The sequence below is a fragment of the Pantoea sp. BR_17 genome (assembly GCF_041955125.1).
GTDB classification, from domain to species: domain Bacteria; phylum Pseudomonadota; class Gammaproteobacteria; order Enterobacterales; family Enterobacteriaceae; genus Pantoea; species Pantoea stewartii.
This window is the reverse complement of sequence record NZ_JAVAXT010000002.1, coordinates 162,054-176,428: the sequence shown is the minus strand read 5'-3', so window position 1 is coordinate 176,428 and position 14,375 is coordinate 162,054. Positions and strand designations below refer to the sequence as shown.

10 protein-coding genes are annotated in these 14,375 nt (G+C 53.7%); 9 read left to right on the top strand and 1 reads right to left on the bottom strand.

Annotation, left to right across the window (positions count from 1 at the left end):
- The first annotated feature begins 26 nt into the window (after positions 1–26).
- On the top strand, positions 27–1,205 hold the full coding sequence (gene nhaA, locus RAC60_RS04415; RefSeq protein WP_375092753.1) for a Na+/H+ antiporter NhaA: 1,179 nt from the start codon (positions 27–29) through the stop codon (positions 1,203–1,205).
- Between the two features lie 346 nt (positions 1,206–1,551).
- Here nhaA and rpsT read toward each other — a convergent pair whose 3' ends face one another.
- Positions 1,552–1,815: a 30S ribosomal protein S20 gene (gene rpsT / locus RAC60_RS04410; RefSeq protein WP_006117633.1), complete on the bottom strand. Its 264-nt coding sequence runs from the start codon at positions 1,813–1,815 to the stop codon at positions 1,552–1,554.
- Positions 1,816–2,132: 317 nt separating this feature from the next.
- Here rpsT and ribF point away from each other — a divergent pair, with 317 nt between their 5' ends.
- From ribF to carB, 8 genes are all read left to right on the top strand, one after another.
- On the top strand, positions 2,133–3,059 hold the full coding sequence (gene ribF, locus RAC60_RS04405) for a bifunctional riboflavin kinase/FAD synthetase (protein WP_006117634.1): 927 nt from the start codon (positions 2,133–2,135) through the stop codon (positions 3,057–3,059).
- 29 nt (positions 3,060–3,088) lie between these two features.
- The gene (gene ileS, locus RAC60_RS04400) at positions 3,089–5,908 is read left to right on the top strand and encodes an isoleucine--tRNA ligase (RefSeq protein ID WP_058702078.1); all 2,820 of its coding nucleotides are present in this window, start codon (positions 3,089–3,091) and stop codon (positions 5,906–5,908) included.
- A complete protein-coding gene (gene lspA / locus RAC60_RS04395; RefSeq protein WP_006117636.1) occupies positions 5,908–6,411 on the top strand; it encodes a signal peptidase II in 504 nt (167 codons plus the stop codon). The genes ileS and lspA overlap by 1 nt, the downstream gene beginning before the upstream one ends.
- Positions 6,412–6,414: 3 nt before the next feature.
- Positions 6,415–6,885, top strand: coding sequence for an FKBP-type peptidyl-prolyl cis-trans isomerase (gene fkpB / locus RAC60_RS04390; protein WP_006117637.1), 471 nt, complete (start codon positions 6,415–6,417; stop codon positions 6,883–6,885).
- The gene (gene ispH, locus RAC60_RS04385; RefSeq protein WP_039338773.1) at positions 6,866–7,816 is read left to right on the top strand and encodes a 4-hydroxy-3-methylbut-2-enyl diphosphate reductase; all 951 of its coding nucleotides are present in this window, start codon (positions 6,866–6,868) and stop codon (positions 7,814–7,816) included. The genes fkpB and ispH overlap by 20 nt, the downstream gene beginning before the upstream one ends.
- A 212-nt stretch (positions 7,817–8,028) precedes the next feature.
- Positions 8,029–8,844, top strand: a complete 816-nt coding sequence (dapB, locus tag RAC60_RS04380; RefSeq protein ID WP_058709130.1) for a 4-hydroxy-tetrahydrodipicolinate reductase — start codon at positions 8,029–8,031, stop codon at positions 8,842–8,844.
- A 468-nt stretch (positions 8,845–9,312) separates the two neighbouring features.
- Positions 9,313–10,461, top strand: a complete 1,149-nt coding sequence (gene carA / locus RAC60_RS04375) for a glutamine-hydrolyzing carbamoyl-phosphate synthase small subunit (protein WP_058702076.1) — start codon at positions 9,313–9,315, stop codon at positions 10,459–10,461.
- A 13-nt stretch (positions 10,462–10,474) separates the two neighbouring features.
- Positions 10,475–13,705 carry a carbamoyl-phosphate synthase large subunit gene (gene carB, locus RAC60_RS04370; RefSeq protein ID WP_058702075.1) on the top strand — a complete coding sequence of 1,077 codons (3,231 nt, stop codon included), beginning with the start codon at positions 10,475–10,477 and terminating at the stop codon, positions 13,703–13,705.
- Positions 13,706–14,375 lie beyond the last annotated feature (670 nt).

The following is a 14,375-nucleotide window of genomic DNA, read 5'->3' as shown; positions in this document are numbered from 1 at the left end:
TGTTTTCCGCTCAGGAGGAGTGCATTTTGTCAAAACCTCGTCGTATCAGGCATTTAATTAAAAGTTTTATTGAGAGTGATGCCAGCAACGGTATGGTGTTAATTCTGGCTGCCGTGGTGGCGATGGTTCTCGCGAACAGTGCGTCAACCGCTCAGGGCTACCAGGCGCTACTGGAGACACCGGTGCAGATTCGCTTCGGTGAGCTGGATATCAGCAAAAATCTGTTGTTATGGATCAATGACGCCCTGATGGCGCTGTTCTTCCTGCTGATTGGTCTGGAGGTGAAGCGTGAACTCATCTCGGGTGAACTGGCCAGCCGCGATCGGGCCGTCTTCCCGGTTATTGCCGCCTTAGGGGGAATGGCGGCACCTGCCATCCTGTTTTTACTGTTTAATCACGGTGATGAGATCGCCCGCAATGGCTGGGCCATTCCCACCGCGACGGATATCGCTTTTGCGCTGGGCGTGCTGGCCCTGCTGGGCAGCCGTGTCCCGACGGCCCTGAAAGTTTTTTTGATGGCGCTGGCAATTATCGATGACCTGGGGGCGATTATCATTATCGCGCTGTTCTATACCAGCGATCTCTCAGTCACGTCCCTCAGCGTGGCGGTAGGAGCCATTGTCGTGCTGGCCATCCTGAACCGGTGTAATGTGCGTAATATCGCCGTTTATGTGCTGGTCGGGCTGGTGCTGTGGACTGCGGTACTGAAGTCCGGCGTCCATGCAACGCTTGCGGGCGTCGTCGTCGGCTTCTTTGTCCCGCTGGAAGAGAAAGACGGTCACTCGCCGGCTGAACATCTGGCGCATGGCTTGATGCCCTGGGTGAACTGGCTGATTCTGCCGCTGTTTGCCTTCGCCAACGCCGGGATTTCGCTGACGGGGATTACCTTTGGCGATGTGCTGTCACCCGAGCCGCTGGGCATCATCCTTGGCCTGCTGATCGGTAAGCCATTAGGGATTACCCTGTTCTGTTGGCTGGCGGTGACGCTGAGGCTGGCGGTGCTGCCCAATGGCACAACGCTGCGCGATATCATGGCGATTGGCGTGCTGTGCGGCATTGGTTTTACGATGTCGATCTTTATCAGCTCGCTGGCTTTTGATGCGGCTCATGAACAGCTGGTGACATTCTCGAAGCTGGGGATTCTGAGCGGTTCACTGCTCTCGGCTGTGCTGGGTTACGCATTATTGCGATATAAACTGCGGTAAACGAAAGGAGGCGCACGCCTCCTTTTTGTCTTCCCCGACGCGGTTATGCAGCCAGGGCGAACATAACAGATTACTTTTTTGCGTACGGGGATAACGCGAAAAGGGCAGATATCGGATCGGGGCGGCACAGGCTGAATCATGGGCACCTACCGCTTATGCCTGATAGCGTTTTCCCGTCGTCCGTGGGCTATCCGTTGTCACAGAAAGGCGAGCTTTGAAGCGGTTCGCCACCTGCGCGGGCTGTCTGGCGAAGGAAGCGGGAAAGAGGAAGGTCGGCAGTGAATCGCAGACATAAAAAAACCGGCTCAGAGCCGGTTCTTTCAACAAAGCGATAAACAAAAGGCGATTAAGCCAGTTTGTTGATCTGTGCAGTCAGGTTTGCTTTATAACGTGCAGCTTTGTTTTTGTGGATCAGACCTTTAGCAGCCTGACGGTCCACGATTGGTTGCATTTCATTAAATGCATTCTGCGCAGCAGCTTTGTCGCCTGAAGCGATCGCCGCGTATACTTTCTTAACGAAGGTACGCATCATAGAGCGACGGCTTGCGTTATGCTTGCGACGTTTCTCAGATGTTACGGCACGTTTCTTAGCTGATTTGATATTAGCCAAGGTCCAACTCCCAAATATGTTCGATAGAGACAAATCAAAGGCCGAGGACTATGCCTTTTGGACCTTCTGTTGTCAATGGATTTGTGCAAATAAGCGTCGTTCACAAGTGATAACCTGCACGACACTCGGTTACGTATTTGATGGCGCAAGATTCTACCAGCTTCTGTGTCCTGAATACAGTATTTCGCAACAAAATTCTCTTTGTGGCTCTGCGTGCCGGTAAATACGGCCTGTTACGCATGAAAGGCGTGTTCACGGGTTAACCTCGGCGGCTTTCGAGGGTATAATCCGCCGATTTCCACCGGTTTGAGTCAGCCATGAAGTTTATCCGCGGTATTCATAATCTTAATGCGCAGCATCACGGCTGCGTTCTGACCATTGGTAATTTCGATGGTGTGCACCGCGGCCATCAGGCGCTGATGGGGCGGTTGATGGAAGAAGGCCGGAAGCGTCAATTGCCGGTCATGGTGATGGTATTTGAACCTCAGCCGCTGGAACTGTTTGCCGGTGGCAATGCCCCTGCCAGACTGACCCGCCTGCGCGAAAAACTCAGGTACCTGGCAGAAATCGGCGTGGATTATGTGCTGTGCGTGCGGTTCGATCATCGCTTCGCCGCACTCTCGGCGCAAAGTTTTATCAGCGAATTGCTGGTGAGCAAACTGGGCGTGAACTACCTGGCCGTTGGGGATGATTTCCGCTTTGGCGCTGGTCGGCAGGGGGATTTCCTGCTATTACAGAAAGCCGGAGTAGAATACGGTTTCGACGTCGTCAGCACAGAAACGTTTTGCGACGGCGGTAAACGCATCAGCAGCACGGCGGTGCGTCAGGCGCTGGCTGAGGACAATCTGGCGCTGGCGCAGTCGCTGTTGGGCCATCCTTTCAGTATCTCAGGGCGCGTGGTGCACGGTGATGCACTGGGACGCACGCTGGGATTCCCTACTGCCAATCTCCCTTTACGCCGCTGCGTCTCGCCGGTCAAAGGCGTGTATGCGGTAGAAGTCGAGGGCCTGGGGCCGAAACCCCTGCCCGGCGTCGCCAACATTGGCACGCGCCCGACAGTAAAAGGTTTACGCCAACAGCTTGAAGTTCACCTGTTGGACATCAATATGGATCTCTATGGTCGCCACATTGATGTGGTATTGAAGCAGAAAATACGAAACGAGCAGCGCTTTGCTTCACTGGACGCGTTGAAAGAGCAAATTGCGAAAGACACGGTAACGGCCCGACAATTTTTTGGCCTGTAACCTGAGCAAAAAACGGAATCGAGAATCTGATGAGTGACTATAAATCTACCCTGAATTTGCCGGAAACGGGGTTCCCCATGCGTGGCGATCTGGCCAAACGCGAACCGGGAATGCTGCAGCGTTGGTATGATGACAATCTTTACGGCATCATCCGCGAAGCCAAAAAAGGGAAAAAAACCTTTATCCTGCATGATGGCCCTCCTTATGCGAACGGCAGCATTCATATTGGTCACTCTGTTAACAAGATTCTGAAAGACATTATCGTCAAGTCGAAAGGCATGGCGGGCTACGATTCACCGTATGTGCCGGGCTGGGACTGTCACGGTTTGCCTATCGAGCACAAAGTTGAGCAGATGATCGGTAAGCCGGGCGAGAAAGTCACCGCCGCCGAATTCCGCGAAGCCTGCCGTAAATACGCGGCCGAACAGGTTGAAGGACAGAAAGCCGACTTCATTCGTCTGGGCGTGCTGGGCGACTGGGATCGTCCTTACCTGACGATGGATTTCACGACCGAAGCGAATATCATTCGTGCGCTGGGCAAAATCATCGGTAATGGCCACCTGCACAAAGGCGCCAAGCCGGTGCACTGGTGCATGGATTGCCGCTCTGCGCTGGCGGAAGCGGAAGTTGAGTATTATGACAAAACGTCGCCTTCCATCGATGTCATGTTTAATGCCGTGGATGCGGATGCCGTGCGTGCGGCATTTGGGGTAACGGCCTCAGAAGGCCCCGTTTCGCTGGTCATCTGGACAACCACGCCGTGGACCATGCCTGCTAACCGCGGCATCTCTCTGCACCCCGAATTTGACTATCAGCTGTTGCAGATTGAGGGCCGCACCCTAATCCTGGCGAAGGATCTGGTTGAGAGCGTCATGAAACGCGCGGGCGTCAGCGACTGGACTGTGCTGAGCACCTGCCAGGGCGCAGCACTGGAGCTTCAACTGTTCCAGCACCCTTTCCTGGCGCAGATCCAGTCGAAGGTGGTTCTGGGCGATCACGTGACGCTGGATGCCGGTACCGGTGCGGTTCACACAGCACCGGGTCACGGTCCGGATGACTATGTGATCGGTCAGAAATACGGTCTGGAAACGGCGAATCCGGTTGGGCCTGATGGCGCTTACCTGCCCGGTACCTATCCCGGGCTTGACGGCATTAACGTCTTTAAAGCTAACGAGTTGATCGTTGAACTGCTGAAAGAGAAGGGCGCGTTGCTGCATGTTGAAAAACTGCTGCACAGCTACCCGCACTGCTGGCGCCATAAAACCCCGATCATCTTCCGTGCTACCCCGCAGTGGTTTATCAGCATGGATCAGAAAGGCCTGCGTGCGCAGTCCCTGAAAGAGATTAAAGGCGTTCAGTGGATCCCGGACTGGGGTCAGGCGCGTATTGAATCCATGGTCGCCAACCGTCCTGACTGGTGTATTTCCCGTCAGCGTACCTGGGGCGTCCCAATGGCGCTTTTCGTCCATAAAGAGACCGAAGAACTGCACCCGGACACCCTGTCGTTGATGGAAAAAGTGGCGCAGCGCGTTGAGCAGGACGGTATTCAGGCATGGTGGGATCTCGATCCCCGCGATCTGATGGGCGATGATGCCGACAACTATGTGAAGGTGCCGGATACGCTGGACGTCTGGTTCGATTCAGGATCGACCAGCTATTCCGTCGTGGATGCGCGCCCGGAATTTGGCGGTAATACGCCGGATATGTATCTGGAAGGATCGGATCAGCACCGTGGCTGGTTTATGTCCTCGCTCATGATCTCGACAGCGATGAAAGGCAAAGCGCCTTATCGTCAGGTGCTGACGCATGGCTTTACCGTTGATGGTCAGGGCCGCAAGATGTCCAAATCCATTGGTAATACCGTTGCGCCGCAGGATGTGATGGATAAGCTCGGGGCAGACATTCTGCGCCTGTGGGTTGCTTCGACCGATTACTCGGGCGAAATGGCCGTTTCTGACGAAATCCTGAAGCGCTCTGCCGATGCCTATCGTCGTATCCGTAACACGGCGCGTTTCCTGTTAGCGAACCTGAGCGGCTTTAATCCGGCCACCGATCTGGTTAAACCGGAAGAGATGGTGGTGGTCGATCGCTGGGCGGTAGGACGTGCGCAGGCGGCGCAGGCGGATATCGTGGCTTCCTACGAGCACTACGATTTTCACGAAGTGATTCAGCGCCTGATGCAGTTCTGCTCCATTGAGATGGGCTCCTTCTATCTGGATATCATCAAAGACCGTCAGTACACCGCGAAAGGTGACAGCCTGGCGCGCCGTAGCTGTCAGTCTGCGCTGTGGCACATTGTGGAAGCGCTGGTGCGCTGGATGGCGCCGATCATGTCTTTCACAGCTGATGAGATCTGGGGCTATTTGCCGGGCGAGCGCGCGAAGTATGTGTTCACTGAAGAGTGGTACACCGGCCTGTTTGGTCTGCCTGAAAACGAAGCGCTGAACGATGCGTACTGGGCTGAACTGCTTAAAGTGCGCGGTGAAGTGAACAAGGTGATTGAGCAGGCACGTAGCGATAAACGCATTGGTGGCGCGCTGGAAGCCTCTGTCACGCTGTATGCTGATGCCGAGCTGGCGGCGAAGCTGAAGGCGCTGGGTAATGAGCTGCGCTTTGTGCTGCTGACCTCCGGTGCTGAGGTTGCCGACTACGCTCAGGCTGACGCTGATGCGCAGCAAAGTGAACTGGTAAAAGGTCTGAAAATCGGCCTGCACAAAGCCGAAGGCGAGAAATGTCCGCGCTGCTGGCACTACACTACTGACGTCGGTCAGAACCCTGAGCACGCTGCGGTGTGCGGTCGCTGTTACACTAACGTAGCCGGAAACGGTGAAGAGCGTAAGTTTGCCTGATGAGTAGACCTGTTTTCTCCACCGGATTGCGCTGGCTGTGGCTGGTGCTGGTTGTTATCGTTGTTGATTTTGTCAGCAAGCAGTGGGTAATGAACAACATGATGCTGCATGAAACGCAGCCGCTGATGCCGTTCCTTAACCTGTTTTACGCGCACAATTACGGCGCGGCGTTCAGTTTCCTCGCGGATAAAGGCGGCTGGCAGCGCTGGTTCTTCGCCGGTATTGCGCTGGCGATTGTGGTGTCGCTGCTGGTGATGATGTATCGCAACAGCGCCCAACAGAAGATCGCCAACAGTGCTTATGCGCTCATTATCGGCGGCGCTGTCGGTAATCTGTTTGATCGTGCGTATCATGGCTTCGTGGTGGATTTTATCGATTTCTATATCGGTAACTGGCACTTTGCTACATTTAATATCGCTGACTGCGGCATCTGTATCGGTGCGGCGTTGGTGGTGCTGGAGGGGTTTTTTAATCCGTCCAGCAAGCAGGTTAAAAAAGGGTAAACCATGTCTGAGTCTGTACAGCGCGACAGCGCGGTGTTGTTGCATTTCGTTCTGAAGCTGGAAGATGGCTCAGTGGCGGAATCCACCCGCGCCAGCGGTAAACCTGCGCTGTTTCGTCTGGGTGACGGTAGCCTGTCCGGCGCGCTGGAACAGGCACTGCTGGGCTTAAAAGCCGGGGATAAACATCAGTTCTCACTGGCACCGGAAGAGGCGTTTGGCGGTGTCAGTCCTGATCTGATCCAGTACTTTTCGCGTCGCGACTTTAATGAAGCGGGCGAGCCTGAGATTGGGGCTATTATGCTGTTTACCGGCATGGGCGGCAGTGAAATGCCGGGCGTGATTCGCGAAATCAATGGTGATTCGATCACCGTTGATTTTAACCATCCGCTGGCAGGCCATCGCGTTCAGTTTGACATTGAGGTGCTGGAAATCGATCCGGTACTGGAGGCGAACCATGCAAATTCTGCTGGCTAATCCACGTGGTTTTTGTGCTGGCGTCGATCGCGCCATCAGCATTGTTGAAAACGCACTGACGCTGTTTGGTGCGCCGGTCTATGTGCGTCATGAAGTGGTACATAACCGCTACGTGGTGGACAGCCTGCGTCAGCGCGGCGCAATTTTTATTGAGCAAATCAGCGAAGTGCCGGATGGTGCTATCCTGATTTTCTCTGCCCATGGCGTTTCTCAGGCGGTACGTAACGAAGCGAAAAGCCGTGATCTCACGGTCTTTGATGCGACCTGCCCCCTGGTGACCAAGGTGCACATGGAAGTCGCGCGCGCCAGCCGCCGGGGCGAAGAGTCGGTGCTGATTGGTCACGCCGGGCACCCGGAAGTCGAAGGCACCATGGGGCAGTACAATAACCCCAAGGGCGGCATGTATCTGGTGGAGTCCCCGGATGACGTCTGGAAACTGGACGTTAAAGATCATGACCGGCTGTCTTTCATGACGCAAACCACGCTGTCGGTCGATGATACCTCCGAAGTGATTGATGCGTTGCGTGCCCGTTTCCCGAAAATTGTCGGCCCACGTAAAGATGATATTTGCTATGCCACGACAAACCGGCAGGAAGCGGTAAGGGCACTCGCTGAAGAGGCGGATGTCGTGCTGGTAGTCGGATCTAAAAACTCGTCAAACTCTAACCGTCTGGCCGAACTGGCGCAGCGCATGGGTAAAGCGGCTTATCTGATCGACGATGCAGAGGATATCCAGCCCGAATGGATCGCCACGGCCCGCTGTGTTGGCGTCACCGCGGGTGCATCGGCACCGGATATTCTGGTGCAGAATGTCATCAGCCGTCTGCAGGCGTTAGGTGGCGGCGAAGCCAGAGTCCTGGAAGGGCGGGAAGAAAATATCGTGTTTGAAGTCCCCAAAGAGTTGCGGGTTGATGTCCGCAACGTGCAGTGACAACAAACCTGTAGTAGCAAAAAGGCCGACTCTGTTCGGCCTTTTTGCTATCCGCCGCCCGGCCAACGACGAGGTGAAATTGCTTTTACTGATAATCGCCTTCGCCTGGCATAAAAATTCTTATTATCCCCGAGAAAAAGTGGCGCAGTTGTTATCTCATGGTTAACCTGATTGCGCTTGCATGCATAGTTTTGTTTTAGGAATGAATAAATATGAAGAATATCCGCATTGCCATCGTGGGTGCGCCGGGACGCATGGGCCGTAACCTGATTCAGGCGGTCGTTCACGCCAACGGCGTGGATCTGGGCGCGGCACTGGCACGTCCGGGCTCGTCATTAATCGGCACCGATGCTGGTGAACTGGCGGGCGTGGGCAAACTGGACGTTCCCATTGTCGATGATCTGCGTGCTGTGATGGATGATTTTGACGTCTTAATCGATTTCACCCGTCCCGAAGGGACGCTGGCCTACCTGGCACTGTGCCGTGAACACCGCAAGGCAATGATTATTGGTACGACCGGATTTGACGAAGCCGGTAAGGCGGCGATTCGTGATGCGGCAACAGAGACGGGGATTGTCTTTGCGGCGAACTTCAGCGTTGGCGTCAATCTGGTTCTGAAGCTGCTGGAGAAAGCCGCTACCGTGATGGGCGATTATGCGGATATTGAGATTATCGAAGCGCATCATCGTCACAAAGTGGACGCTCCTTCAGGAACGGCGCTGGCCATGGGGGAAGCCATTGCCGACGCCATGGACTGGAAACTGGCTGATCATGCCGTTTACAGTCGCGAAGGGCACACCGGCGAACGTAAGGCTCAAACCATTGGTTTTGCAACAGTGCGAGCCGGTGACATTGTCGGCGAACACACGGCCATGTTTGCAGACGAGGGAGAGCGTGTAGAGATTACTCATAAGGCGTCAAGCCGTATGACGTTTGCTAATGGCGCGGTTAAGGCGGCATTATGGGTAAGTGCGAAGAAAAAAGGGCTTTACGATATGCGTGATGTCCTTGATTTAGCCAGTTTGTAATGGGTTTTACCTGTGTGATGTGGTGATTTCAATCGCTAATTCATTGATTGAAAAAGGGCAATAATATTATTGCCCTTAATTTTGTAAAAAATAAGCCTCTTGTTTATTTTTTCTGTATAAATGCTCATAAACTTATTTTTTCTCTCTTCATCTTAACGGTAAACCTGTTAATTTTGACCATTTGGTCAAAATTCATAGCCTTCTCAGGCAGAATAATGCTTCTCCACGATGAGCAAACGATTATTCGATGATGTTTGTCCCTGTTTTTGTCCCTTATCCTCTTTTTTTCCGCTCTGAGCCTGAAAAGATGTTAAAAAAGTGGCTTCAGGGTGGACAAGTAGCAGAGCGATCATTAGAATGCGCGCAATTTGCCAAAAATTGACCACTCAGGCCGTTTTTGCATTGATTCAGATCATCATTATGAATTAATATGCAGATATTGTGACTGTTTATTCCCTGGAGGATGTTTTGATTAAGTCAGCGCTCTTGGTTCTGGAAGACGGAACCCAATTCCACGGTCGGGCCATCGGGGCTACAGGGTCGGCAGTGGGGGAAGTCGTTTTCAATACGTCAATGACTGGTTATCAAGAAATCCTCACTGATCCTTCCTATTCTCGTCAAATCGTTACTCTCACTTATCCCCATATCGGCAACGTTGGTGTCAACCCCGCCGATGAAGAATCCAGTCAGATTCACGCTCAGGGGCTTGTCATTCGGGACCTGCCACTTATTGCCAGCAACTACCGCAGCGAAGAGAGCCTGTCAGCCTATCTGCAGCGCAATAACATTGTTGCTATTGCCGATATTGATACACGTAAGCTGACACGTCTGCTGCGCGAGAAAGGCGCACAGAATGGCTGCATTATCGCGGGCGACAATCCGGATGCCGCTCTGGCCTTACAGAAAGCGCAGGCCTTCCCGGGGTTGAAAGGGATGGATCTGGCGAAGGAAGTGACGACGCCAGAAACCTATACCTGGTTGCAGGGGAGCTGGACGCTGGAAGGGGATTTACCCGCGCAGACGTCAGCAGAAGCGCTGCCCTACCATGTTGTGGCTTACGATTATGGTGCTAAGCGCAATATTCTGCGCATGCTGGTCGACCGCGGCTGCCGTCTGACGGTTGTCCCGGCTAAAACGCCCGCCGAAACCGTTCTGGCGATGAATCCGGATGGCATCTTCCTGTCAAACGGTCCGGGTGATCCGGAGCCCTGCGATTACGCCATTGAGGCGATTGAAGCCTTTCTGAAAACCGACATTCCGGTGTTTGGCATTTGCCTTGGCCACCAGTTGCTGGCACTGGCCAGCGGCGCAAAAACCGTAAAAATGAAGCTGGGTCACCACGGTGGTAACCACCCGGTGAAAGATCTCGATAACAATCGCGTCATGATTACGGCACAGAACCACGGCTTTGCGGTGGATGAAACCCATCTGCCCGCCAATCTGCGGGTAACGCATATTTCGCTGTTTGATAAAACCGTGCAGGGTATCCATCGCACCGACAAGCCTGCGTTCAGCTTCCAGGGCCATCCTGAAGCCAGCCCGGGGCCGGGTGATGCCGCACCGTTATTTGACCACTTTATCGAGTTGATTGACGCATTCCGTTCGAAAGCAAAGTAATCAGGAGCTAATCATGCCAAAACGTACAGATATAAAATCCATCCTGATTCTTGGTGCCGGTCCGATTGTGATCGGTCAGGCCTGCGAATTCGACTATTCCGGTGCCCAGGCCTGTAAAGCCCTGCGCGAAGAGGGTTACCGCGTCATTCTGGTGAACTCGAACCCGGCGACCATTATGACCGACCCGGAAATGGCCGATGCAACCTACATCGAGCCGATTCACTGGGAAGTGGTACGTAAGATTATTGAGAAAGAGCGCCCGGATGCGGTGTTGCCAACCATGGGCGGCCAGACGGCGCTGAACTGTGCGCTGGAGCTGGAACGTCAGGGCGTTCTTGACGAGTTTGGCGTAACCATGATCGGTGCCACGGCCGATGCGATCGATAAAGCGGAAGACCGCCGCCGCTTCGACGTGGCGATGAAAAGCATTGGTCTGGATACGGCGCGCTCCGGTATCGCACATACGATGGAAGAAGCGCTGGCGGTGGCTGCCGATGTCGGCTTCCCCTGCATTATTCGTCCGTCGTTCACTATGGGCGGCACCGGTGGCGGTATCGCGTATAACCGCGAAGAGTTTGAAGAGATCTGCGAACGCGGACTCGATCTTTCGCCTACCAACGAGCTGTTAATCGACGAATCGCTGATTGGCTGGAAAGAGTATGAGATGGAAGTTGTGCGTGACAAAAACGACAACTGCATCATTGTCTGCTCTATCGAAAACTTTGACGCCATGGGCATTCACACCGGTGACTCCATTACGGTGGCGCCCGCACAGACGCTGACCGACAAAGAGTACCAGATCATGCGTAACGCCTCGCTGGCGGTACTGCGTGAGATCGGCGTGGAAACCGGTGGCTCCAACGTCCAGTTCGCGGTGAACCCAAAAAATGGCCGTCTGATCGTCATTGAGATGAACCCGCGTGTGTCACGCTCTTCAGCGCTGGCATCGAAGGCCACCGGATTCCCGATTGCCAAAGTGGCCGCGAAACTGGCGGTAGGCTTTACGCTGGATGAGCTGATGAACGATATCACTGGGGGACGCACACCAGCCTCGTTCGAGCCGTCTATCGATTATGTCGTGACAAAAATTCCTCGCTTCAACTTTGAAAAATTTGCCGGTGCGAATGACCGTCTGACCACCCAGATGAAATCGGTGGGTGAAGTCATGGCGATTGGCCGTACTTTCCAGGAGTCGGTGCAGAAAGCACTGCGTGGTCTGGAAGTGGGAGCTAATGGTTTTGACCCGAAAGTGCATCTGGATGATGCGGAAGCGTTGACCCGCATTCGTCGTGAGCTGAAAGATGCCGGTTCGGATCGTATCTGGTACATCGCGGACGCGTTCCGTGCAGGCATGTCGATCGATGGCGTATTTAATCTTACCAATATTGATCGCTGGTTCCTGGTGCAGATTGAAGAGCTGGTTCGCCTGGAAGAGCAGGTAGCGCGTGAAGGCATCAATGGCCTTAACGCGGATTTCCTGCGCGCGCTGAAGCGCAAAGGTTTTGCCGACGCACGTCTGGCAGCCCTGGCGGGCGTCGCGGAAGGCGAGATTCGTAAACTGCGTCAGCAGCATCATCTTCACCCAGTCTATAAGCGCGTGGATACCTGTGCGGCGGAATTTGCAACAGACACCGCTTATATGTACTCCACCTATGAAGAAGAGTGCGAAGCTCATCCTAATCAGGATCGCGACAAGATTATGGTGCTGGGTGGCGGACCAAACCGTATTGGTCAGGGCATTGAGTTTGACTACTGCTGTGTCCACGCAGCACTGGCGCTGCGTGAAGATGGCTATGAAACCATCATGGTCAACTGTAACCCGGAAACCGTGTCCACCGATTACGACACTTCTGACCGCCTCTACTTTGAACCTGTCACGCTGGAAGACGTGCTGGAAATCGTGCGCATCGAAAAACCGAAAGGCGTTATCGTGCAGTACGGTGGACAAACGCCACTGAAACTGGCTCGCGCGCTGGAAGCGGCAGGTGTGCCGGTCATTGGCACCAGCCCGGATGCCATCGATCGCGCAGAAGACCGTGAACGTTTTCAGCAGGCGGTTGACCGTCTGAGTCTGAAGCAGCCAGCTAACGCCACCGTTACCACGCTGGAGCAGGCGGTTGAAAAAGCGGCGGGCATTGGTTATCCGCTGGTGGTCCGCCCGTCTTATGTCCTGGGCGGACGCGCCATGGAAATTGTCTACGACGAAATCGACCTGAAACGCTATTTCCAGACGGCGGTGTCAGTGTCCAACGATGCGCCGGTCTTGCTGGATCGCTTCCTGGATGATGCCGTCGAAGTCGATGTGGATGCTATCTGCGACGGTGAGCGCGTGCTGATCGGCGGTATCATGGAACATATTGAGCAGGCTGGCGTTCACTCGGGTGACTCGGCCTGTTCACTGCCGGCCTACACCTTGAGTCAGGATATTCAGAATGTCATGCGTCAGCAGGTTGAAAAACTGGCGTTTGAGCTGAATGTGCGTGGCCTGATGAACGTACAGTTTGCGGTCAAAGACAACGAAGTTTACCTGATTGAAGTTAACCCGCGTGCGGCGCGTACCGTCCCGTTCGTGTCAAAAGCAACCGGCGTTCCGCTGGCAAAAGTGGCAGCCCGCGTAATGGCAGGCAAAACGCTGTCGGAGCAGGGCGTCACCAAAGAGGTGATTCCACCTTACTACTCTGTCAAAGAAGTGGTGCTGCCGTTTAACAAATTCCAGGGCGTTGACCCGATTCTGGGACCTGAGATGCGTTCAACCGGGGAAGTCATGGGCGTGGGCCGTACCTTTGCCGAGGCGTTTGCCAAGGCGATGCTGGGTGCGCAAAGCAACATGAAGAAAACCGGACGTGCGCTGCTGTCCGTTCGTGAAGGCGACAAGAAACGTATCGTTGACCTCGCGGCGAAGTTGCAGAAGTTTGGTTTTGAACTGGATGCGACGCACGGTACGGCTGTGGTACTGGGCGAGGCCGGTATTAACCCGCGCCTGGTGAATAAGGTTCACGAAGGCCGCCCGCACATTCAGGACCGCCTGAAAAACGGTGAGTACGCCTATATCGTAAATACCACAGCAGGTCGTCAGGCGATTGAAGACTCCAAGCTGATTCGTCGCAGCGCACTGCAATATAAGGTGCATTACGACACGACGCTGAACGGTGGCTTCGCAACGGCAATGGCGCTAAATGCCGATCCAACCGAAAAAGTCATTTCGGTGCAGGAGATGCATGCGCAAATCCTTGCGCATAAATAGCGCAGACTGAGCGCTCAGGCCCCTGTCGGGAGCATCTGCCATAAGCAGAGCGCTTCTGGCAGGGGCTTTTTTTTTGCAGTACGTCCAGTTCACATCGCATGTGTTTACACGATGTGCCTGTAAAGCTGATGCAGAGAGTGTTGTATTGCAACAGCCTGACCAGCGTGCCTTTTCTGTCTCACGCCACCATTCGCACCCCGTCTAAATGCGGCTGTGGCTCTCGGCTATGCTTCATCCCTGGCCAGGGCCGCCCCACAGCCCGCAGGTTTAAACGGCGCTGTAATATTCCAGATATGCTCTGAATCAGATGAAAAGTTTATTTTATAAAAAATAAGAATGTTGTGTTGCCAATGGATCATCCATTTAAAAAAGATTAATTATAAGTTAATTTGTTTTTCATATTTAATTGGTTTTAGCTGGCTATTCATCAAATTGTTTATTTTTCTCGTTACTCTTGTTTTTAATATTACTCGTCAGGTTTCGCCCTGTTATTTTAAACCATTGCCAAAAAATCAACGAAATCTAAACGGGAGGCCATTATTATATAAAGTCTCGAATAACAAACTGTTCTGTTTTTGTGCTTAACATTACAATGCGGAATTGGTTAAGGCCATGCTGTTCCGGCGTGCCGACAGGTACTGTGAACCTTTTTCGCTAATATAAGTGCGTA